Source organism: Thiomicrospira sp., assembly GCF_014859555.1.
Classification (GTDB): Bacteria; Pseudomonadota; Gammaproteobacteria; order Thiomicrospirales; family Thiomicrospiraceae; genus Thiomicrospira.
The window spans coordinates 1-21791 of sequence record NZ_JACUTY010000009.1 but is presented as its reverse complement, the minus strand read 5'-3'; the positions used below and the strand labels follow the sequence as shown (position 1 = coordinate 21791).

General features: G+C 45.7%; 21 protein-coding genes. 9 read left to right on the top strand and 12 right to left on the bottom strand.

What is annotated here, in order from left to right:
- Positions 1 to 107: 107 nt before the first annotated feature.
- From aat to infA, 7 genes are all read left to right on the top strand, one after another.
- Positions 108 to 830, top strand: coding sequence for a leucyl/phenylalanyl-tRNA--protein transferase (aat, locus tag IBX48_RS02925; RefSeq protein WP_296830543.1), 723 nt, complete (start codon positions 108 to 110; stop codon positions 828 to 830).
- Between the two features lie 93 nt (positions 831 to 923).
- Positions 924 to 1319: a succinate dehydrogenase, cytochrome b556 subunit gene (gene sdhC, locus IBX48_RS02920; RefSeq protein WP_296830541.1), complete on the top strand. Its 396-nt coding sequence runs from the start codon at positions 924 to 926 to the stop codon at positions 1317 to 1319.
- Positions 1316 to 1657, top strand: coding sequence for a succinate dehydrogenase, hydrophobic membrane anchor protein (sdhD, locus tag IBX48_RS02915; protein ID WP_296830539.1), 342 nt, complete (start codon positions 1316 to 1318; stop codon positions 1655 to 1657). Before sdhC ends, sdhD begins: the two co-directional genes overlap by 4 nt.
- Entirely contained in the window at positions 1654 to 3447 is a 1794-nt protein-coding gene (gene sdhA / locus IBX48_RS02910) for a succinate dehydrogenase flavoprotein subunit (protein WP_296830536.1), read from the top strand. The genes sdhD and sdhA overlap by 4 nt, the downstream gene beginning before the upstream one ends.
- 16 nt (positions 3448 to 3463) lie before the next feature.
- On the top strand, positions 3464 to 4165 hold the full coding sequence (locus IBX48_RS02905) for a succinate dehydrogenase iron-sulfur subunit (protein ID WP_296830534.1): 702 nt from the start codon (positions 3464 to 3466) through the stop codon (positions 4163 to 4165).
- On the top strand, positions 4162 to 4419 hold the full coding sequence (locus IBX48_RS02900; RefSeq protein ID WP_296830532.1) for a succinate dehydrogenase assembly factor 2: 258 nt from the start codon (positions 4162 to 4164) through the stop codon (positions 4417 to 4419). Before IBX48_RS02905 ends, IBX48_RS02900 begins: the two co-directional genes overlap by 4 nt.
- A gap of 90 nt (positions 4420 to 4509) precedes the next feature.
- Positions 4510 to 4728, top strand: a complete 219-nt coding sequence (gene infA, locus IBX48_RS02895; RefSeq protein ID WP_029934638.1) for a translation initiation factor IF-1 — start codon at positions 4510 to 4512, stop codon at positions 4726 to 4728.
- Between the two features lie 77 nt (positions 4729 to 4805).
- On the opposite strand, the gene IBX48_RS02890 is transcribed toward infA, so the two are convergent.
- The 8 genes from IBX48_RS02890 to IBX48_RS02855 all read right to left on the bottom strand — a co-directional run bounded on the left by IBX48_RS02890 (position 4806) and on the right by IBX48_RS02855 (position 12927).
- Positions 4806 to 5312: a hypothetical protein gene (locus IBX48_RS02890; RefSeq protein ID WP_296830528.1), complete on the bottom strand. Its 507-nt coding sequence runs from the start codon at positions 5310 to 5312 to the stop codon at positions 4806 to 4808.
- Positions 5309 to 5524, bottom strand: coding sequence for a hypothetical protein (locus IBX48_RS02885; RefSeq protein WP_296830527.1), 216 nt, complete (start codon positions 5522 to 5524; stop codon positions 5309 to 5311). The genes IBX48_RS02890 and IBX48_RS02885 overlap by 4 nt, the downstream gene beginning before the upstream one ends.
- 10 nt (positions 5525 to 5534) lie before the next feature.
- Complete coding sequence (gene kdsB, locus IBX48_RS02880) at positions 5535 to 6320, bottom strand: 3-deoxy-manno-octulosonate cytidylyltransferase (RefSeq protein WP_296830525.1); 786 nt, start codon at positions 6318 to 6320, stop codon at positions 5535 to 5537.
- A gap of 37 nt (positions 6321 to 6357) precedes the next feature.
- On the bottom strand, positions 6358 to 6564 hold the full coding sequence (locus IBX48_RS02875) for a Trm112 family protein (protein ID WP_296830523.1): 207 nt from the start codon (positions 6562 to 6564) through the stop codon (positions 6358 to 6360).
- A gap of 9 nt (positions 6565 to 6573) precedes the next feature.
- Positions 6574 to 7584 (bottom strand): tetraacyldisaccharide 4'-kinase, encoded by a 1011-nt coding sequence (gene lpxK / locus IBX48_RS02870; RefSeq protein WP_296830520.1) that lies wholly within the window; start codon positions 7582 to 7584, stop codon positions 6574 to 6576.
- A gap of 149 nt (positions 7585 to 7733) precedes the next feature.
- Positions 7734 to 8687, bottom strand: coding sequence for a universal stress protein (locus IBX48_RS02865; protein ID WP_296830519.1), 954 nt, complete (start codon positions 8685 to 8687; stop codon positions 7734 to 7736).
- Positions 8680 to 10350, bottom strand: a complete 1671-nt coding sequence (locus IBX48_RS02860) for a cation:proton antiporter family protein (RefSeq protein WP_296830516.1) — start codon at positions 10348 to 10350, stop codon at positions 8680 to 8682. Before IBX48_RS02860 ends, IBX48_RS02865 begins: the two co-directional genes overlap by 8 nt.
- Positions 10351 to 10506: 156 nt before the next feature.
- Complete coding sequence (locus IBX48_RS02855; protein WP_296830514.1) at positions 10507 to 12927, bottom strand: DNA internalization-related competence protein ComEC/Rec2; 2421 nt, start codon at positions 12925 to 12927, stop codon at positions 10507 to 10509.
- On the opposite strand from IBX48_RS02855, the gene IBX48_RS02850 reads away from it, so the two are divergent.
- Entirely contained in the window at positions 12926 to 13513 is a 588-nt protein-coding gene (locus tag IBX48_RS02850; protein ID WP_296830512.1) for a DUF2062 domain-containing protein, read from the top strand. The two genes, IBX48_RS02855 and IBX48_RS02850, sit on opposite strands and share 2 nt — an antisense overlap.
- Positions 13514 to 13596: 83 nt before the next feature.
- Here the strand turns inward: IBX48_RS02850 and IBX48_RS02845 are convergent, their stop codons facing one another.
- Complete coding sequence (locus IBX48_RS02845) at positions 13597 to 16011, bottom strand: ATP-binding protein (RefSeq protein WP_296830510.1); 2415 nt, start codon at positions 16009 to 16011, stop codon at positions 13597 to 13599.
- A gap of 277 nt (positions 16012 to 16288) precedes the next feature.
- On the opposite strand from IBX48_RS02845, the gene IBX48_RS02840 reads away from it, so the two are divergent.
- Positions 16289 to 17191, top strand: coding sequence for a pyridoxal-phosphate dependent enzyme (locus IBX48_RS02840; protein ID WP_296830508.1), 903 nt, complete (start codon positions 16289 to 16291; stop codon positions 17189 to 17191).
- On the opposite strand, the gene IBX48_RS02835 is transcribed toward IBX48_RS02840, so the two are convergent.
- The 3 genes from IBX48_RS02835 to hrpA form a co-directional block, all read right to left on the bottom strand.
- The gene (locus IBX48_RS02835) at positions 17188 to 17340 is read right to left on the bottom strand and encodes a hypothetical protein (protein ID WP_296830506.1); all 153 of its coding nucleotides are present in this window, start codon (positions 17338 to 17340) and stop codon (positions 17188 to 17190) included. The genes IBX48_RS02840 and IBX48_RS02835 overlap by 4 nt on opposite strands.
- Before the next feature lie 94 nt (positions 17341 to 17434).
- Complete coding sequence (locus IBX48_RS02830; protein WP_296830504.1) at positions 17435 to 17938, bottom strand: cytochrome c; 504 nt, start codon at positions 17936 to 17938, stop codon at positions 17435 to 17437.
- A 109-nt stretch (positions 17939 to 18047) separates the two neighbouring features.
- A partial coding sequence (gene hrpA / locus IBX48_RS02825) for an ATP-dependent RNA helicase HrpA (protein WP_296830502.1) occupies positions 18048 to 21791 on the bottom strand: 3744 nt, incomplete at its 5' end.

The window sequence follows — 21791 nt, the reverse complement described above, 5'->3', positions numbered from 1 at the left end:
AAACAAGCCAGCTATTTTAAATATAATGCACGGGTAATGCCAGACATAAAACTTTTAACATGGCAATTAACCAATATGTTTAACTGAATGAGAGCCCAACACCCTATATGAGAAGTTACCCCGACCACCTGCCCATCTGGATTGATGACTCATTGCCGCCGCATTTTCCGCCCACCCATTTAGCCTTGGATGAACCGGATGGTTTGTTGGCGGTTGGGGTAGAAGCTTTAACGCCAGAGTGGATGCTTAAAAGTTATGCGCTTGGCATCTTCCCTTGGTCGGGCGACGACGAACCCATCACTTGGTGGACACCCAATCCGCGTGCAGTGTTGTTTACTGACCAGGTTAAGGTCAGCAAAAGCCTGCGCAAAACCATTAACTCTGAAAAATTCACAGTGAGCTTTGATCAAGCTTTTTTAGACGTTGTAAAAGCCTGCGCAACCACCACCAGGCCTGGTCAAGATGGCACTTGGATTCGCCAAGATATGCAGCAAGCCTTAATGCAACTTCATCAAACCGGTAATGCGCATTCGGTTGAAGTTTGGTATCAAGAACAACTGGTTGGCGGCTTATACGGTTTAAATGTGGGTCAAATGTTTTTTGGTGAATCCATGTTTGCTTTAATGTCGGATGCCTCCAAGGTCGCTCTGGTTGCGTTATGTCAACAACTGAAAGCTTGGAACTGGCCGATGATTGATTGCCAAATGCAAACCGACCATCTGAAGAGCTTGGGCGCCACCACACTGCCACGTGAAGAGTTTGAGGCCATTATTCAACGCCAAACGGTCTTGCCTGCCGACCCTTCCCCCTGGAAACTCAATGCTATTTGAAAACTTCAAAACGGGTTTACATTTGCTTTAACGACGGTCATAGAATAAGATTCAAACCAACAAACCACGACACCATTTAGTTAAGGGAGCCTCATGATACCGCGCACCGATAAACGGCCAGTTAACTTAAGTTTGTGGCATTTTCATTTTCCGCTCAACGCCCTCGTTTCTATCAGCCATCGCATCAGTGGCGTGGTTTTAATCCTCACTTTATTTATTTGGCTGTTTGTTGTTAATCAAATGCTGTTTGCGCCTGACGACTTTGCAAAGCACCAGGCCTGGTTGTCGAGTGTTGGCGGCCAGATATTTTTGAGTTTGTTTTGGCTGGCACTTTGGTTTCACTGGTTAGCGGGAGTTCGACATTTACTGATTGAATTTTGCCTAAATAGCCGAATTAAAAACGCCTTAAGAACCCACCAAGCCGCCTTCGGCAGTTTCATATTATGGGGCTTGGGTGGCCTGCTGATTTTGGCGAGGATTTGGTTATGAAATTATTAAGCGGTCAAGGTGCGTATGTCGGGCAAATGCTGAGTGGATTTTACCTTGCGTTATTTTTTCCTTATGTCGCTTGGCTAAGTTTGAGCCAATCCATTCAATCATTTAATCAATTAACCACATTGCTTAGTTCACCTGCGATCTTTATACCAGGCCTGGTGGCGATCGCTTTAGGCTTAATTCACGCCTGGGTCGGGCTGCGTGATGTGTTAATTGACTATGCGCCTAGACGTTATTTAATGGGCTTATTGTTTAGTATGGCGTTGGTTTGGCTATTTGTGATCGCCAATTTAGCCTGGTTAACCACACAACTAATCGGAGCGAGCCTATGAACACCAACTTGCAAACGGATGATTTTCATTTTGATGCGATTATCATCGGCGCGGGTGGCGCAGGATTGCGTGCCGCGTTAGAGCTGGCGGAATCCAAACACCAGGTCGCGGTCATCTCCAAAGTCTTTCCTACACGTTCGCATACCGTCGCCGCTCAAGGGGGCATTAATGCCGCGCTGGGTAATGTTTCGGCCGATAATTGGCACTGGCATATGTTTGACACCATCAAAGGCAGTGACTATTTAGGTGACCAGGATGCGATTGAATTTATGTGTCGTGAAGCCAGCGAAATTGTGCGCGAACTCGAACATTTTGGGGTGCCGTTTTCACGTTTAGACTCCGGCAAAATCTATCAACGCCCATTTGGTGGCCAAAGCCAAGAGTTCGGCCAATCTCAAGCCACTCGCACTTGCGCCGCGGCGGACCGAACCGGCCATGCGATTTTGCATACACTTTATCAACAAAACCTCAAAGCCGGTACCAGTATTTTTTCTGAGCACTATGCGCTTGATTTAATTAAAGACCAAGATGGCCAAATTGCCGGGCTGATGTGTTTGGATATTCAAACCGGTGAATATCGTTTAATGCGTGCGCATCATATCCTGATTGCCACAGGTGGCGCTGGCCAGGTTTATCGAACCAACACCAATGCCACGATTAATACCGGTGACGGTTTAGGCATGGCTTTACGCGCCGGTTTGCCTTTAATGGATATGGAGTTTTGGCAATTCCACCCTACCGGTATTGCGGGCAAAGGCATGTTGATGTCGGAAGGCGCGCGCGGTGAAGGCGGTCTGCTACGTAACGCAGATGGCGAAGCCTTTATGGAACGCTATGCACCTAAAGTGAAAGATTTGGCGTCACGCGACGTGGTCGCGCGCGCGATTTCAATTGAAATTCGGCAAGGTCGTGGTTGTGGCCCAAACAAAGATTATATTGAACTGGATTTAACCCATCTTGACGCTGACATCATCAAAAAACGCCTGCCCGGTATTCGTGATCTTTGTTTAACCTTTGTTGGCAAAGACCCAATCGAACACCCCATCCCGATTCATCCAACTTGTCACTATATGATGGGCGGTATTCCAACCAATTTACACGGCCAAGTTATCACCAAACAAAATGGCCAAATTAACGTAGTGCCAGGTTTATATGCGATTGGCGAAGCCGCTTGTGTATCGGTACATGGTGCAAATCGGTTAGGCGGCAATTCCTTATTGGACTTGATTGTATTTGGGCGTGAAGCCGCTCGCCACTTAAACCAGAGCTTAAAAACCAAATCGCCCGAACGCTTTGATCCCGCATTGGATTTAGCACCGGTTGAGCAACGCATTCAAAAATGGCAAAACTCAGAAACATCCAACAATTCAGCAACCAGTACCGATTCGATTCGCCAAATCAAGCAGGATTTGCAACAAGTAATGGAACAGCATTGCGGTGTATTCCGAGATCGTGCCACCATGCAACAAGCCTTACCAAAACTCGATGCCTTAAGCCAACGTTTAAGCCAAGTAGGTTTGCAGGATCGATCCAATGTCTTTAACACTGAACGTTTGCAAGCTTTTGAGTTAGATAATTTGTTAGCGATTGGTTATGCCACACTGCACAGCGCCTTAGCGCGCGAAGAAAGCCGTGGTGCGCATTCTCGGGTTGACTTTCCAGAACGTGACGACCAGGCCTGGTTAAAACACAGCTTGTATTTTGCAGGCTCACATCAGTTAGATTACAAACCGGTGCAACTCAAACCGCTCAGCGTTGAGAGTTTTGAACCTAAAGCCCGCGTTTATTAAACGCCAGGAATTCATTATGAAATTTATCATTTACCGTTTTAATCCAGAAACCGATGCTGCGCCCTATACCCAGACGTTTGAATTAAATTCGGCTGAGTTTACCGACGATATGATGTTGCTCGAAGCTTTGCAAAAACTCAAAGAGCAAGATCCCACCCTCACCTTTCGCAGCTCTTGTCGTGAAGGCGTGTGCGGCTCGGATGGCATGAACGTGAACGGCAAAAACCGCTTAAGTTGCATCACCCGTTTATCCGAACTCAGCCAACCCATTACCATCCGCCCACTGCCAGGTTTACCAGTGATCCGCGATTTAGTGATTGATATGGATACGTTTTATCAACACTATCAAGCGGTTGAACCCACTCTCGAAGCGCCGATTAAAGACCTGGATCATGAACATCTGCAAAGCCCCGCAGAACGTGATCAGCTGGATGGCAGTTATGAATGCATTTTATGCGGTTGTTGCACCACAAGCTGCCCGTCATTTTGGTGGAACCCAGATAAGTTTTTAGGCCCGGCCGCGTTACTGGCCGCAAGTCGGTTTCTAAAAGACAGCCGCGATCAAAACACAGAATTGCGTTTAGAAAGCTTAGATGATGCTTACAAAACCTTCCGTTGTCGCAATATTCAAAATTGCACCAGCAGTTGTCCAAAAGGCTTAGATCCGAGTAAAGCCATTGCTGAAATCAAACATATGATGCTTAAAAAATCCTTATGAATAATCACCAGGCCTGGTTAAACCCAATTCGAATCGCGGCTCGACGCGGTAATTTAGAAGCTGAACTATTGTTGAATGCTTATATCGACAAGGTATTAAGTCAGCAACACAACCCCGCCCTTATCGCAGATTTTAAACAACTGCTCGAACAAGATGACCAAACCTTATTTGACTGGCTTATGCACCCAGATGACTGCCCAACCGATTTTCAACCCCTAGTAAGCCATATTCGCCAAACTTACTTAACGCCTTAGATCGGTTTCACAATTTTTTAAATTTTCTACTCAAATACATGGTATAATCCGCAACAATTTTAATCCAAGGGCAATTCCTAGAAAGGACTTATGGCAAAACAAGACGTAATCGAATTTGAAGGTACGGTTCTAGAAACCTTGCCAAACACTATGTTCAAAGTACAACTCGAAAATGGACATGAAATTCTAGCTCACATTTCGGGTCGTATGCGTAAGAACTATATCCGCATTTTAGCGGGCGACAAGGTTAAGGTTGAACTCACACCTTACGACTTAACCAAAGGTCGCATCACCTACCGCGGAAAATAAACGTCTGCGCATAAAAAAGCCAGCGTATTGAGTGATCAAACGCTGGCTTTTTTGTTTACACTAGCATCCCCCTCTACTCATTTATCATCAGCATAAAGCTGCAAAATGCCCGTTTCACCTTGTAGATCACCCAATAACCAAATTTGTTCAAATGGGTGGGATTTAGGTAAATTCACCAAATGTAAGTTACGTTCAAAATCTTCACGTGTCCAAAGCGGATTGGCATTGCGAATCACCAACCAGGTTTGATCTGAGTGATAAGTTTTATCACCTTTATTTTTAAGTAAAAGATTTAAAGCTTCTAATAAGCGATGATCAGGTGGGGTTTGAATCAGATGGATTAAAGCTTGGCGAGTTTCGTCTTTCAATTCTCGCCCTAAAAAATGCATGGCTTCAGCTTCACTGCCATATAAATGCGCGATTTCTAAGTCGAGTTTTTGATGGTCAAAATAACAGGTTACATCGGGTTTGCGGGGTTCATTGTGCCAAATATGGCGCATTTTTATGCCGTATTTGGCTTCATACAGCCGCATAAAAAGCTTCGCCGCTCCATGCTCAAGTTTTATTTTTTCGGATTGGCTCATGTCACCGTTTGCAGCATTTGATTAATCAGATACCAAAGCATATAACCGCCATATAACGCAACCATCACCACACTTAATAACGTGATCGGGCGCAAGCCTTTTTGTTCAGGCACGTGTTCGCCTTTCCACTGCATCTTTTTTAAGCGCCATTGACGCTTTAACATCCAGCCTAAAAATATGACGACCGCAATCAGCGTAATATATTTAAGCATAGGTCTCCATTTAATTGGCTGATGGGCTATCAGCTTGAATAGGTTTAATCAACTGGCGTACTTTGTCCAATTGGGCTTGAGTATCCACGCCTACGCCAGCATCACATAACGCATCTTCCACTAGAATTCTTTCGCCGTGCCACACCACACGTAACTGCTCTAATTTTTCAACCTGCTCCAAATCGCATTCCGGCCAAGCGACATAGCGTTTTACAAAACCGGCGCGGTAAGCGTACAAACCGATATGACGTTTATAATGCCAGTTCGTCGGCAAAACCTTTGGTTCGGTCGCAAACTCATCGCGCGCCCAAGGCAATGGCGCGCGACTGAAGTTGATGGCAAAATTCTGCGCATCACGGCTCACCTTAACCGCATGAGGACTAAACAAGGTATCCAAATCCTCAATCGGCTCGCACAGCGTCGCCATAAACACGTCATGCCGGCCTTCTAAAGCTTGTGCAACCTGATGAATCAAGTCTTCCGGCAACATGGGTTCATCACCCTGCAGGTTGACGATAATTTCGTTATCCAATAAACACAGCTGATCAATCACCTCCGCAATACGCTCAGTGCCGGATTGATGGTGTTCGCCAGTCAAACACACCTCGGCACCAAAGGCTTCACAAACCGACTTCACTTGCTCCGACTCGGTCGCAATCACCACACGTTGAGCGCCGGATTTAAGGGCCTGCTGCCAAGTCCAATAAATCATCGGATGACCGTGAATATCCATCAAGGGTTTGCCGTGCAAACGACTGGATGCAAAACGCGCGGGTATGATCACATTAAAAGACATAATAAAGCCTTAGGTAAAAGAGGATAACAAGCTTGGATTAAGACTTCAGCTTACGGTAGTGTTCGGCTTCGTCTGGCGTAATCTGACGTGCTTCATCTTCTAACATAACCGGAATACCGTCACGCACCGGAAACGCTAAATTGGCGGCGGTAGAAATTAATTCCTGCTTGGATTTGTCATACACCAGCTTGGTTTTGCTGATAGGACACACCAGAATATCCAATAAATTGGGGTTTAACGTCATGTGCTTGCCTTATGTTTTAAGTTTGGGGTGTTGGCTAATTCGCTCTAATAAACACTGAGCGAATTCATAGGAACACTGAGGTTCGACTTCCAACACCCACCAATTGTGTGCTGCAAATTCTCGACATTTTACCGCATCTTTGGCGGTCATAAACACCGGTTTTTGAGGGTCTAGTAATTTAAAGTCATCTGGCTGATAAGCATGATGATCGCTAAAGTTTAGTGGTTCGGCCTTTATAGCCAAGTTTTCTAAGCTCTGATAAAATCGTGCCGGGTTGCCAATACCGGCGATCGCATAACCGGATTGGCCTGAAAACGCCTGCAAATCGACCCGTTTTTCGGATTGAGCAAGCGCATAGAAATAATTGGGTTTGAGGGTCATTTGACCTAATGTGGGTTTATTAAATTCAAAACCAACTGGTTGCTCGCCGTTAAATACCACAAAATCGACTTCATTTAAACGCTGACTGGGTTCGCGTAATGGCCCGGCTGGCATACACAGCCCATTACCTAGGCCATTATTTGGGCGAGCTGAATCCAACAACACCACTTCAATATCACGTGCAAGTGCATAGTGTTGTAAGCCATCATCACTAATCACCACATCCACATCAAATTGGTTCTGCATTAACGCTAACGCCTCAGCACGTTTCGGCGATACTACCACCGGACAAGCTAAGCTTTGTGCAATTAATACCGGTTCATCCCCCACCAGGCCTGGTGATGAATCCGGCGTAACAATTTGTGGCCAGGTTTTAGCTTGCCCACCGTAACCCCGACTAATCACCCCGTAAGATAATCCACGCGCGCTAAGCTGAAGGCCTAGCCATTGAATAAACGGAGTTTTACCGGCGCCACCCACCACAATATTACCGACCACCACCACCAATGTTTCGGATTGCGGAGGATGCTGACGAAACTGAGTTAAACGCCGCCGAGCCAACCAACATACCGTATTAGATAAGGGCTTTAATAAACCACTACGCCAATCGGCTTTTAACCAAAAACTTGGCCAACTCATTTTACATTCCCCTGGTTTGTTTTTGAGGCGTTCATTCTTTAATACGTCCTTAATACCAGGCCTGGTGCTTTACAAATAAATACCGGGCACCTCGATTAACCCCTGGTTGAATTCTGCGGGACTTAGCCAAGCTTTATACAGCGAAGGTATTAAACACTGATCGGTGTGACAAAATCGGTTGGTTTAATCGCCAATACCGAACATTCAACTTGTTCCAATATGGATTCAGCGGTATTACCAATCACCAGGCCTGGTAGGCCAACTCGTCCAAGCGTACCCATCACCAACAAATCGATGCCGAGGTTAGCCACCAACTGTGGAATAACCTCTTTTGCATCGCCTTTAGCCGCATGTACTTGTAACGCTGGCATAGCGTCACGCACAGTACGAATTTCATACTCTAGGGCAGATAGATGTTGTTGACGAACTTTTTCACTAAAGCTCAACATATCTTCATCCGACAAATCGCTGTTCCAATAACGCACTAAATTTTCGGCATCCGCCTGCCAAGCATGCGCGATATGTAAAAAAGCGTTATCGGCTTGAGCCACATCTTGAGCAACCGATAAGATCACTTGGTTTAATGGATCGATTTTTAAGGTTTCCGATTCAATATCTACATCAATACTGGCCATCACCTTATTTAAAATTATGGGCGAAGCTTGTTTATGCAATAACAAAGGACATGGACATTTGCGTAGTAAATGCATATCTTGGCTACCAAACACGTGATGCGCCAAATTCTTTATCTCTTCATCCGTTTGCTTAACAACCAGATCAACGTGATCTTTTAATACCTGTTGAACCGTTTTATAAAACAACTTACCAAATTCAACCTGTGTTTCAAGCTCAACCCCTTGTTCACTCGCATGGTCAGACCAAGCCTGCATAGATTCTAAAGCGTGCTGAGTTTGTTTATTTACTAATCCGGTAACGGAGACATCATCCAACAGAATCGAGACACTCGAACTCGTGGTCGGCAATACACGCAAACATTTAATACTCGCCTGCTTACGTTTAGCAAGTGCTAAGGTCCAATCGAATAACGATTGTTCTTCTGCCGGATTTTGTGAAACTAACAAAATACGATTAACTTCAAACATGTTTTTCTCCTAGATCCAGGCTTGTTGAGCTATTATCCGATGTTAATCGGTTGACCGCTTCTAACGCGGCATCATGATAAGGTACCATCACCATATCAACACCCAGTTCTTTAAAATAAGTGGCCTCTTTCTGATGTGTCGCGGCCAAAGCCACCTTGCCTTTATAATTATCAGCTTTTAAGGATTTGTATAATGCCAAACTTAAATTGCGATCACGCATGGTTCCCACTACCCAACTGGCTTCACGCAACGGTAAACTCGCTATAAACTCCGGGTCTTCGGCGTCACCATAACGGGTGGGTACACCATGCTCTAATTTTTCACGAACCAAATCCGGATTAAAATCAATCGCTAAAACGGTTTTACCTTGTTTTTGGAGATTTTGCGCAATCACCATACCAAAACGTCCTAAACCAAACACAATCACATCGGTTGATTTAGCCGGTAAATCTTGGTCAAACTCGGTTTCTCGATACGGTACTTTGCGTTCAAACACACTCATGTAAGGTGCGATTTTTTCATAAATTGGGTGTGAATAAAGAATCATATAGGTAGAAGCTGAAATCGTAATTAAGCCAACTAAAGTAATTAAGCCCACAGTTTCTTGATCAATATGACCTAAATTGAAGCCTAAAGCGGCCAAGATTAACGAGAACTCCGAAATCTGTGCCACTGTTAAACCGGCTAAAAACCCGGTGCGTTTTCGATAACCCATATAACCCATAATCGCCATTACAATCAATGGATTACCAATTAATACAAACACCGATAAAACCAGCGCAGGAGTCACTTGAGCGCCCAGCGTTTCCATCTCTAAGCTCGCGCCCAAACTGATAAAGAAAAATAACAACAAAAAATCACGCAAACTCACTAAACGCGCACCAATCAACTCACGATAATGGGTAGATGCCAACGAAATACCCGCCAAGAAAGCCCCGACTTCTTGGCTAAACCCGAGCATTTGCCCTGCTGACGCGCCCATTACCGCCCAAGCAATCGCAAATAAAATCAACAGCTCAGGTGAGCGCGCCAAACGATTCAGTAGCCCTGGAATCACATAACGCATCAACAAGGCGACCACCAGCAGCATCAACACGCCTTTGATCAGCACCATAAAAGCTTCCACGCCCATGTTGGTGCTGCCATCGTTTTGACCAATTGCGGTTAAACCTATCATGGCCAACACGACAACGATATCCTGCACAATCAAAAACCCGATTGCGATACGGCCATGCAACGCATCCAGCTCACGTTTGTCAGATAAGAGTTTGACGATAATAATGGTACTAGAGAAGGTTAAAGCGACCGCGACATAAAGCGCAACGATAGGAGACATACCCAGGGCTAAAGCGATGAAAAACCCAAATACCGAAGTAAAGATAACCTGCCCTAAGCCGGTAAATAAAGCGACCACACCCATGGTACGAATGATATGCAAATCGAGCTTTAAGCCCACAACGAAGAGTAGAATCGCGATGCCTAAATGTGCCAGCAAGTCAATTTGATCACTCATGGTGACCAAATTTAAAACCGCCGGACCAACAATAATTCCCACCGCGATAAAGGCGACAATTAAAGGTTGGCGCAGTTGCATCGCAACAAAACCAATTAGGGCGGAAACCGCTAATAAAATACCAAACTCAACAAACGCACTTTCAAACATAAGTTACCGACCTAATGAATTAAAACTCAACAAGCTTTAATTCTAACAATTAGCGAAATTAAACCAACAGCTCAGACTGATTTACGCGGTATTTGCTCATTATTCAATGGCACCAACAACCTTGCCGCAATCGTTAATCGAGGTGCCCAGTAGTCATTATAACGCCAACTCACATTGATGATGGAACCAACGCTTTTTCGAGACCCGCCATAAGTTAAAAACTTGCCAATCCTTAGGGGTAAAATGGATTTGAACCGCCCCTTCACACGCAGTGTTTAACCAATCTATTTTTTCGGTTTCAAGGCGTTGAAGTGTCTGTTGGGCCGGAAAACCAAACGCATTACGATAACCCGCACTAAATAACACCAAGTCGGACTGTAAAGCCTGTAACCAGGCCTGGTTGGTGGAGTGGCGACTGCCATGATGACCGGCAATCAGCACCGAACTTTGAAGAAAGTCCGCGCCATAATGCGCAATCAGTTTATCTTCGTGTTTCGAACTTAAATCACCGGTAATCATCACGCTGGATTGACCCGCGGTTACTTTTAAAACACAGGAATGATCATTATGATCCGCTGCCACAAATAAGCCAGGCGCTAAAACTTCAAATTTCACGCCATCCCACTCCCAAGTCTGTTGCGCCTGACAAACCTCAAAATCGCCCAAACCAAAACTTTGCTTTAAACGTTCAACTTGCCCCGTTAAGCGAGTTTTGATTGGCCAGTCCTTGACTAGTCTAGGAGCGCCACCGGCATGGTCTCGATCCGCATGGCTCACCATTAATAAATCGATGGATTGATGACCTCGGTAATGCAAATAAGGTGAAATCGCGATTTGCGCACCATCAAATCGCGAACCAAAAATCGGCCCAGTGTCATAAACCAAGGTTTTATGTTGCGTTTCAATCACCAAGGCTTGGCCTTGACCAACATCCAACAAACTTAACCAAAATTCGCCATAAGGCACTTTGTCAGTTTTGTTAGGCCAGAACAAAACTCCGATGGCCAACCCTAGCGCCAGAATTTTAATGGCATAACTCGGCTTTAATCGACTTAAAAACGGCCCGACTTTAGACTGATGATTAGCGTAAGCCGCCCGAAATAAAAACCCGCCAAACACCAAACCATAAACCAACACTACTTGCCATAAAGCAATCGGCCACAAACGCCACTCACTTAATGGCCATTGCGAAATAGCATTCAAAAACCACCATAAACCCGCCCATAAATAATCATTTAACCAAACCAGCATCGCGCTCAAATCAGTCGATACATAGGACACTAGTGTGGTGATAAACAACAGCGGTAACCCCACAAAACTCACAAACGGTACCGCGACTAAATTCGCCACCAAACTATAAAGCGGTACTTGCTGATAAAACCACCATAAAGCTGGAGCCAATCCTAGCGACAAAACGAGTTGAATCAGCACGGCTTTTTGCCAAACGGGTCGCGTTTTAATGACCGACTGATTTAAGACCAAAAAGATCAACCCCACCGCTAAAAACGACAACCAAAAGCCTTGCGACAACACACTCGAAGGATGCCAAGCCACCACTAAAAAGGCCGCCAGCAACAACACCGACCAAGGTTGAAACTGACGCCTAAGCAATAAAAATACAACCGTTACCGCCACCATTATCCAAGCACGCTGAGTCGGAATGCTGAAACCGGCTAACAAGCCATATCCCGTGGCCAACAATAACGCCACTGCACTGCCAAACCAATGCACCGGATAACGCTCGAAAACTCGAATAGGCAAACGCCAAATCAATCGACCGATGCCATAACCCATTAAAGCTACCAACGCCAAATGCAAGCCGGAAATTGCCATCAAATGAATGGTTCCGGTCGCACGCATCAGGGTCCAATCATCATCCGAAATTGCTTGGCGATCCGCATACAATAACGCGTTATATATACCGGCAAAACGTGAGTCCCCCCAAACCGAATCTAACTGCCGACCGAGTGCCGCGCGAATTTGATGATGATCAAACCCGCGTTTAATAAAAATCGGTTCGGATTCGTTGATTCGCACATAACCGCTGGCTTTTAAACCCTGTTGATGCGCCCAGGCTTCGTAATCAAATCCGCCAGGATTCATGCTGCCGTGAATCGGTTTAATCCGCACCGCCAGCCGATAAGTCTCACTTGGTTCAGGCGTCCAATCACAGCGGTAACAACTTAATCGAATCAGGGGTTTGGGAAACCACCAGGCCTGGTGGTAGGTTTGATCAAGGTTTTCTAGTTGAGATAAACGCATTTCAAAACGCTGAATCGGCAGGCGGTTAGACTCACTGGCATTGCTCTGCACTAATCCGACTACACGCCCCTCTACCCAAAGGGTCTCAGTCATCATGGATTCCGGCAAATTGGGTGTCAAAAATACAGACAAACTTAACCAAATCCAGCCTATAATAAAGCCTAAAATCAAGTGTGCTATACGAGGCCAAGCACGCCACACGGCTACACCCAAAATCAACACCATAGGTAAGCCATAAAACCAACTTGGCCAAACGTCCAGTTGATATAGGCCAAATATAACCCCGATAAACCCAAGCGAAAACCAGATAAACATGCCAAAAAAACTCTTTAAGAAATGGACACCGGATCCCAAGAAATTACTCAAAATCAAGGGGTTTAGCTCAATTGCACACTGGTTTCAAGACCCCAATATTTGGCATCTAAACCGAAATTCGGTCGCCAAGGCTTTTTTTATTGGCCCCTTCTGGGCCGCTATGCCTATGCCTTGGCAAATGGTGACCGCCGCAGTATCGGCGATCTTACTAAGAGCCAATTTACCATTAAGTGTCGCACTTGTGTGGATCAGCAATCCATTTACCATGGCACCAATTTGGTACTTTAACTACCGAATCGGTTCACTGCTATTGGGTGAACGCGCCAATGAAAGTTTAAGTTTTGTGATGAGTTGGGACTGGATTCTGCACACCTTTACCCTGATCTGGCAACCGTTATTGCTTGGCAGTTTTGTGGTGGGGTTAGCGTTAGGCAGTATTGGTTATTTAGGCATACACGTGCTGTGGCGCATTCAAGTTAACTTGAGTTGGCGTCGGCGTTTGTCGTCTCGAAAGAATAAAGTCGTGTTTAAAAAACCGCGCTTTTTTCAAACACCTGATAACGTACATAAACAAGACCACTATTAAGCAAAACCACCAGGCCTGGTGGTGAGTGATTTAAGGGCTTAACCAATTTAAAAATTGTCTTAAGCCCTTAAGGTTAGAAAAAACTAGCGATCGTGATGATCACGATCATGCTCGTCACGCTCTTTTTCATTCATTCGTTCTAATGCCTGCATGACTTTGGCATTGAAACTGCCATCCGGGAATTCGCCCTGCTCATTCGCTTCGCCCACTAGAAGACTGCTGAATAACGCCAAACCTTCGTCTACATGGCTGATCGCATAAATATGGAATTCGCCGCGCTCAACCGCCAAACGCACTTCATTATTTAACATTAAATGTCGCGTATTCGCTTCTGGAATCACCACACCTTGCTGGCCAGTCAAACCGCGCGCCGCACAAACTTTATAGAAACCTTCAATTTTTTCGTTAATGCCGCCCACTGGTTGGATTTCACCAAATTGGTTAACCGATCCCGTTACCGCCAAATCTTGACGCATCGGCACTTGCGCAATTGCAGATAACAACGCATACAGCTCCGCGGAGGACGCGCTGTCGCCCTCAATACCTTCATAACTCTGCTCAATAACAATCGACGCACTAAAACCTAAAGCACGATAACGCATATATCGACCGCGCACATAACCCGACAAAATCAGCATACCTTTCGAGTGGATCGGCCCGGCCATTTCAATTTCACGTTCAATATCCACCACGCCTTCATCCCCCGCCGAGGCTTGCGAGGTAATTCGAACCGGTTGACCAAATGACTGTTTGCCGACCGTTAATACCGTCAAGCCATTTACCTGCCCGACATGCTCACCGTGCATGGTAATTAACACCTGTTGTTCAACAATTGCACGGTGGTAATATTCTTCCATTAACCCCGTATGAAATTCATGTTGAGTTAAGGTGGCTTCAATGGTTTCGCGTGTAACTTTGTCTTCGTTATTGGCGCGCGCAAAGGCATTTGCTTCCGCTAAAACATCGCGCAAAATAGCTTTATTGGTATAAAGACGGTTTTCGTCTTCGGCCATACGGGATGCGTATTCAATTAAACGTTCAAACGCCGACAAATCAACTGGCAAATCGTCCCAAGACTCTATTTCACTCGCCAACTGTTGTGCCAACGCCAATTCATGATCTGGCGAACGCTCCAGTTCGACTTCAAACTCAACCTGTACCTTAAACAAACGACCAAACTGCGCGTCAATTTCCTGCAATGCATAAAAGTGCGCCGACTGACCCACTAAAACCAAGGTCAAACTTAATGGGAAATCCGGTAAATGATACGGCACCACGCTATTGGAAGATGGAATCTCAAAACTGAGTTGGCGCGACATAAGCGAAGCTTTCAAGCTCGACCAAATTTCCGGATCTTTTAAAATCGCCTGAATACTTAAAATCAAATAACCGCCATTGGCTTTTTGCAGCAAGCCGGCTTGGTGATTCATCGCCAAACTCAAAGTATCGCCCGACGCACTCGAGGCCGCCGAATTAATCGCATAACCAAATAATTTTGGCATGGCCGCATTTTGCTCATAAATCACCGGCGCATGTTTTAAACCGCGATGATCCACCAATAAATTTACGCCAAACTGACTCATGCCTTGCTGTTCGGCCAAAATTTCATCCATCGTCATTTGCGCCGAACCGCTGGTGGTCACTTGATCTGCGCTTTGATCCCAGAACAAATGTAATTTAGCCACCACCGCTTGCTCAAGATCATCCAGGTAAGTATTCACCTCATCATTAACGCCAAAATCTTTTTTAAGATTGATGATTAAAGGTTCAATGTGTTCGCTAGCTACCTGAGTGTTAAGCTCTTTACCCGCATCCATAAACTCATGCTGAATCGTCGGAAAACGGGTCAGCCCTTCATTTAAAGCCGCTTCGACCTTATCCAACGCATCCGTATAGTGTTTTTGTATCTCATCATCTAACGACTTAAGTTCACTCAATCGCATTTTTTCGCCATCCACAATCGCGTGTAAAACGAAATTGTTTTCGGTCTGCTGAACATCGACCCCAAGTGATTCCGCCAACTCAAATGCCGAAGCGAGTACTTCTTCCTGGCGGGCGTTGAGCTTGCGCTCCAATTGCTGTGAACGCAACTGATAGGCATGGCCATCAAACACCACCGGTAACTGATTTTTAAGCTGCGTAATAAAGCTTTCGATCGCGGCTTTAAAGCGATAACCTTTGCCCGCCGGAAAATATAAATATTTGGTTTTAGGGCTTTCTTTAAAGTCAGATACCAATGCGACATCATCGGGCATGGGCTTATTTTCAGCGGCTTTATTCAACATCGCTTTCGTCATGCCAATACGGCCAACGCCAGGTTCACCCATAATAAATATATGATTATGATTACGCTTTAGGTGCAAGCCAAAATTTAACGACTGATAGGCACGCGGATGAAAGCGTTGCATAAAGTTATAAATATCCGACGTATGACTGGCAAAAGCCGAAGAATCAATGTGAGTAAAGCGATAAAGCTGGTCAGCTGAAAGTTTGCGCATAGTTATTCCGAAAAAACCAAAAATACCCAGAAACGCCTTAAAGGCTCAACATTCTGGTACAAAAAAAACCGATCTATCCTGTCAACCGAAAGGCCTGTCTTCAGTCAATTTTCATGTTGATCAGATCGGGCTGCAAGCGCGTTAAAAAGCCACGCCAACCGATCCAATTACACTAGAATATGTTTCGTATCGCTCTAAAGCACTGTTCAAACCAGTTTGACTGTCGAACAAAGTGTGCCGAGACATTAAAATAAATAAGGCCGCAATTGTACCAAATATGACTTCGAACCAAGCAGAAATAACCACCCCGCTGCAAAAGCTGGCGGATAAACGTTTTGAACAGGCTGGGATTGAGGTTTGGGTTAAACGTGATGATCTGAATCATCCACTGATTCAAGGCAATAAATGGCATAAACTGCGTTTGAATCTTCAACAAGCCGAACAGCAAGGCCAAAGTCAACTGCTCACATTTGGCGGTGCTTACTCCAATCACATAGCCGCCACCGCCGCCGCTTGTTACGAACGCGGCTGGCCAAGTATCGGCTTTATTCGCGGTGATGAATTGGCAACCAACCACCAGGCCTGGTCGCCGACCTTAAAACAAGCCCAACGCCATGGTATGCAGTTTGAGTTTTTAGATCGCCCAAGCTATCGCCTCAGACACCACCAGGCCTGGTTAGATCATTTACAGCAACGTTTTCCTAATGCGTATTTATTGCCAGAAGGTGGCAGTAATGAATTGGCGGTGGCGGGGTTTGAAAGTGTCATTAAGCAGCTCAACCAACAATGCAAAGGCTGGACCGATTTATTTTGTGCGGTGGGTACAGGTGGCAGCCTTGCGGGTTTAGCGAAATATGCCTCAATTAACCAAACCATTTGGGGGGTGGCTAGCTTAAAAAATGCCGACTATCTAAAACCCCAAATCCAAAACTGGATTGGAAGTTCTAAGCAAAACTGGCGCCTTTTAACCGAGTTTCATGGCGGCGGTTATGCTAAATCCAACTCAGAAATTGTGTTAAAAACCAAACAGTTCGAATCTCAATTTCAAATTCCACTTGATCCAATTTATACCGCCAAACTCATATTCGCTTTTAACACCTTACTTGAAACAAACCACTTTAAGTCAGGTCAAAAAATCATTCTGTATCACAGCGGCGGTTTACAGGGTTGTGCTGATTAAAGCGGCCAGCAAATTGGCATTAACAACATCGTCACCACAAACATCATCAACATCAATGGCAAGCCAATTTTTAAATAATCAATAAAGGGCACCACCATCATCACACTCGCGGCTGAAATAAATAAGATGGGCACCTGATCTTGAGTCATGCTTGAGCATCCATCAAGAAATCATCAGAAGAAAAACCCCGACATGCATATACATACGGGGTATTTTAAGTCGTTGAAATGGCTTAAAACGAGTTTAAAAGGTCAAAATATAATCTACAACTCGGTCGATTTGTTCATCGGTCATGCCCGAAACCATCGGCGCCATCATCGCAGTCATTGGCCCGACTTGTTCGCCCGCGCGATAGGCTTTCATACGCTCAACCAAAAAGTCTTTGGTTTTTCCGGTTAACTGAGGCCCAACCCCACCCGAACCCGTCGCGCCATGACAACCCATGCAAGTCGAATACAAAGACTGACCTGAAGCCACCGCCACAGTGGTATTCGCCGCTTCTACTTCGGCGGGCTTTTTAGCAATAGACGTTTCAGCCTCCGCTGGCTCGCTCGTTTTGGCTGAGAATTGCGCGGGCGCTGTGGCTTCAAAGCGTTGATCAAGGCTGGGGGTTTGAGGGGTAGATTGTTTGGTTACTTCGCGAGTATCCATGCCGGAACGCGATTCCTTATCCGATGAATCACCACAAGCGGCCAGTAAACTCGCGCCGCTAACTAACATAACCGTCATTATGGTTCTAAACTGCATGACAACCCTCCTTAGGTAAAAAGTCGGTTTTATTATGGCACGATAGCCGGCAAATTCAAACGTGATTCACAGGTAAATTAAATCGCTTTAAACACAATGGACACCTTGATTAAAGTGTCTTAATTAACTTCTGCAAACGCTCGACAGAAACTGGCTTGAGGGTTTTCATTGGCTGAGAAAACAAAGAGATGCGCAACTCTTCCAACATCCAGCGTAATTCAATAAAATCAGGGTTTAATCGTAGCGATTCATGCGTTTTCAATTCAGTAAACTCATTTAGCAAACTTTGCATTTGCCTTTGAACCTGCTGATCTTTTTGCGGGTCTAAATCGAGTTTTTCCAACCGAATCTGCAAAGCTTTTAAATAACGCGGAATCTGCGCCAACCAAATATCAGGCGTATCCAACACAAAATTCAGGTTCACCAAATCATCCAACTGAGTTTTGATGTCGTCTAGTGATGCCAACCAACGTGGATTTAGTTTTCCTTTAATTTGCTTCGCCAAACTTTGGTGGTTTTGCAAAATCTCACTCACTAGGCTCGCAATCGCTTGCGCTTCTTTCACCCAGTCGGTTTGTAAACAAGTTACCGCCGCTTCATAAGCCGCTTGAGTGCGAATCGTTTGAGGTTCGGGCACTAATCGACGTAACGCCTTTTCAATCACCTGTTCGGTTAAATGCGCGCAACTGCCATAAGGCGCAAAACACAAGCAGGCCTGTTTTAACGCCAAATGTTTCTGCAAGTATTTTTGTTTGTCGTTTAACTGGTTCTTTAATAAAAACCACACCGCATAACCGTGTTGTTTTTGCGCCAAACGTTCATCGCCACTGCGGGTTAAAAACACCTGGTCTTTCTCAAGCACCAGGCCTGGATACGCCATCAGGTTTTTACCTTGCGACTTAATCGATTCTTCATGCGGCAAATCGCCAAAATTCCATTCGGTAATCGCTTGTTTCGGTTCGGTTTGGGTTTGCTGAATTTGCGCTTCCACCAAATGTTGATAACGCGATTTCAGTTCATCCAAATCGGCACTTTCAGCGATACATTTGCCTTTATCATCCAACAACTGAAACCAAGGTCTTAAATGCGCGGGCAAATCCACCGCGCCAAAATCCGTTACGCGGACTTTTTGATTGGCTTGGCGATTTAACGCCGTAATCATCTGCGGTACAAACTCGCCTTGGCTTGCATCAATTTGCGATAACACCTTGTCAGCCACCGCCGGTGCGGGCACAAACTGTTTGCGAAGTTGTTTAGGTAAGGCTTTGATATAACAGGTTATCTTTTCTTTTAAAAAGCCCGGCGTTAGCCATTCAAACTGCTCAGCGTTAACTAAGTTCAGCCCCGCCAACGGAATCTTAAACACCACACCATCTTGTTGTTGACCCGGTTCAAACCGATAATCCAACTGCAGCGGAATGCGCTGACTCAGCTGAATTTGGTCAGGAAAATCCTGCTCATATTGCCGATCCAAATCTTGTTTTAACAACAAGGATTCCGTCAGTTTTAAGCTATCCTGGGTTTTGGCATCGGCTTTTTTAAGCCAGGTCTCTAACGCCGGTTGGTTGTAAATATGTTCGGGCAAACGCTCTTCATAAAACGCCTGCAACACGGTTTCGTCCACCAAAAAATCCGGCCGTCTTAACTTTTGCTCGTAACGCTCAATCTGCTTAATTAACTCTAAGTTATGCAAATAAAACGCCGCGCGTGTATTCACCTCGGTTTGCGCCAAAGCTCGGATAAAAATACCACGCGATTCTTTCGGATTAATTGGCCCATAGTTACACACTCGGCGATTCACAATCGGCAAACCGTATAAGGTCACCGACTCATAGGCCGCCACCTGCCCGCGTTTTTTCTGCCAATGCGGATCGGCATAACTATGTTTGATTAAATGCGGCGCTAACTGCTCAACCCAATGCACATCAATCTCCGCATTGGTGCGCGCATACAACTTGCTGGTTTCGACCATTTCCGCCGACATCACCCACTTGGGTTTGCGTTTAAACAGCACCGAACTCGGGTGAAGAAACAACTTGGTGCCGCGCGCGCCCATATAGGCGTTTTCGTCGTCGCGCATCATCACCTGCCCCAACAAACCCGCCAATAATGAGCGATGCACATTCATGCCATGTAAATCACTCAGGCGTTCTAGGGTTTGACCGTTTTCGGTGACCTCTTCGTACAAATGCAATTCGCCGACTTTTAAACCAATCGACTTTAAACTAACTTTTAACTGATGATACAAATCGTGCCATTCGCGCAGGCGTAAATACGACAGGTAATTGGTTTTGCACAATTTGCGCAGTTTGTTTTGGCTAAGGTGACGTTGCTGATGTTCGTAAAAACGCCACAGATTTAGGAAAAACAGAAAATCCGAGCGTGCATCTTCAAACGCCTTATGAGCTTTGCGGGCGGCTTGCATGGTTTGTTCGTTGATATCACGCGGGTCCTGAATACTAATCGCCGCCGCGATAATCAATACTTCCGCCAACACATTGTTTTTATCCGCTTCCAGCACCATCTTGGCAATGCGCGGTTCCAACGGCAAACGCGCCAAATCTCGACCCGATTCGGTTAAACGTTTTTTATCATCGAGCGCGCCGATTTCCATCAACTGACGATAACCATCGTTAACGGCTTTTTCTAACGGCGGCTCAATAAACGGAAACTGCTCCACCTTGCCGAGCTTGAGTTGCGCCATATTTAACAGCACCGAACTTAACGAGGTGCGATGAATTTCCGGATCGGTAAACTCAGGGCGAGAATTAAAATCATCTTCGGCATACAAGCGAATACAAATACCATCCGCCACACGACCACAGCGGCCTTTACGTTGGTTGGCCGAAGCTTGCGAGATTTTCTCGACCGGCAAACGCTGCACTTTCGAGCGCACGCTGTAACGACTGATACGCACCAGGCCTGGATCAACCACATAACGAATACCCGGCACCGTAAGTGAGGTTTCCGCCACGTTAGTCGATAAGATAATCCGGCGTTTGGGCGAGGTTTGAAAAACTTTGTTTTGATCCGACACCGACAAACGCGCATAAAGCGGAATCACATCGGTGTTTTTGAGGTTTTGTTTACGCAGAGCTTCGGCGGTTTCTTTAATATCGCGCTCACCCACCTGAAACACCAACACATCTCCGTGCGGATCGTGTTCGGCCAATTCTTCCAGCGCATCAATAATACCGCTGGTTAAATCCTGCTCAATCAGCGTGCCATCGTCCATTTCTGCCTGACCTAATGGCCGATAACGCGTTTCAACTGGATAAGTCCGCCCCGACACCTCAACAATTGGCACCACCAGGCCTGGTTGTTTAAAATGCTCGGCAAAGCGCGTGGTATCAATGGTGGCCGAGGTGATAATAACTTTTAAATCAGGCCGTTTAGGTAACAGCTTTTTGAGGATACCCAGCAGAAAATCAATATTGATACTACGCTCGTGCGCCTCATCAATAATAATGGTGTCGTACTGGCTTAAATAACGATCATTCTGAATCTCCGCCAACAAAATACCGTCGGTCATCACCTTAATCAAACTGGTTTCGTGTACCTGATCGTGAAAACGCACCTGATACCCCACCAGCTCACCCAGCGACGAACCGAGTTCTTCCGCCAAACGCTCAGCCACACTGCGCGCCGCTAAACGACGCGGTTGCGTACAACCAATGCGCCCTAACACACCGCGCCCTGCTTCTAAACAAAGCTTAGGAATCTGAGTGGTTTTACCCGAGCCGGTTTCACCCGCAATCACCACGACTTGATGATTGCTAATCAAATCCACCAACTCAGCCCGCCGCCCGACCACCGGTAAAGCCGTATCATATTGAATATTCGGCACCAACGC

Bases quoted from the DNA above. Each gene is read 5' to 3' on its own strand.
- IBX48_RS02860 (WP_296830516.1), bottom strand. From the start codon at position 10,350: ATGTTTGAAAGTGCGTTTGTTGAGTTTGGTATTTTATTAGCGGTTTCC.
- IBX48_RS02885 (WP_296830527.1), bottom strand. From the start codon at position 5,524: ATGCTTAAATATATTACGCTGATTGCGGTCGTCATATTTTTAGGCTGG.
- IBX48_RS02905 (WP_296830534.1), top strand. From the start codon at position 3,464: ATGAAATTTATCATTTACCGTTTTAATCCAGAAACCGATGCTGCGCCC.
- IBX48_RS02845 (WP_296830510.1), bottom strand. From the start codon at position 16,011: ATGCGCAAACTTTCAGCTGACCAGCTTTATCGCTTTACTCACATTGAT.
- IBX48_RS02900 (WP_296830532.1), top strand. From the start codon at position 4,162: ATGAATAATCACCAGGCCTGGTTAAACCCAATTCGAATCGCGGCTCGA.
- sdhD (WP_296830539.1), top strand. From the start codon at position 1,316: ATGAAATTATTAAGCGGTCAAGGTGCGTATGTCGGGCAAATGCTGAGT.
- lpxK (WP_296830520.1), bottom strand. From the start codon at position 7,584: ATGAGTTGGCCAAGTTTTTGGTTAAAAGCCGATTGGCGTAGTGGTTTA.
- IBX48_RS02865 (WP_296830519.1), bottom strand. From the start codon at position 8,687: ATGTTTGAAGTTAATCGTATTTTGTTAGTTTCACAAAATCCGGCAGAA.
- IBX48_RS02835 (WP_296830506.1), bottom strand. From the start codon at position 17,340: ATGACTCAAGATCAGGTGCCCATCTTATTTATTTCAGCCGCGAGTGTG.
- sdhC (WP_296830541.1), top strand. From the start codon at position 924: ATGATACCGCGCACCGATAAACGGCCAGTTAACTTAAGTTTGTGGCAT.
- infA (WP_029934638.1), top strand. From the start codon at position 4,510: ATGGCAAAACAAGACGTAATCGAATTTGAAGGTACGGTTCTAGAAACC.
- kdsB (WP_296830525.1), bottom strand. From the start codon at position 6,320: ATGTCTTTTAATGTGATCATACCCGCGCGTTTTGCATCCAGTCGTTTG.
- IBX48_RS02890 (WP_296830528.1), bottom strand. From the start codon at position 5,312: ATGAGCCAATCCGAAAAAATAAAACTTGAGCATGGAGCGGCGAAGCTT.
- IBX48_RS02875 (WP_296830523.1), bottom strand. From the start codon at position 6,564: ATGACGTTAAACCCCAATTTATTGGATATTCTGGTGTGTCCTATCAGC.
- IBX48_RS02830 (WP_296830504.1), bottom strand. From the start codon at position 17,938: ATGCAGTTTAGAACCATAATGACGGTTATGTTAGTTAGCGGCGCGAGT.
- IBX48_RS02855 (WP_296830514.1), bottom strand. From the start codon at position 12,927: ATGTTTATCTGGTTTTCGCTTGGGTTTATCGGGGTTATATTTGGCCTA.
- sdhA (WP_296830536.1), top strand. From the start codon at position 1,654: ATGAACACCAACTTGCAAACGGATGATTTTCATTTTGATGCGATTATC.
- aat (WP_296830543.1), top strand. From the start codon at position 108: ATGAGAAGTTACCCCGACCACCTGCCCATCTGGATTGATGACTCATTG.
- IBX48_RS02850 (WP_296830512.1), top strand. From the start codon at position 12,926: ATGCCAAAAAAACTCTTTAAGAAATGGACACCGGATCCCAAGAAATTA.
- IBX48_RS02840 (WP_296830508.1), top strand. From the start codon at position 16,289: ATGACTTCGAACCAAGCAGAAATAACCACCCCGCTGCAAAAGCTGGCG.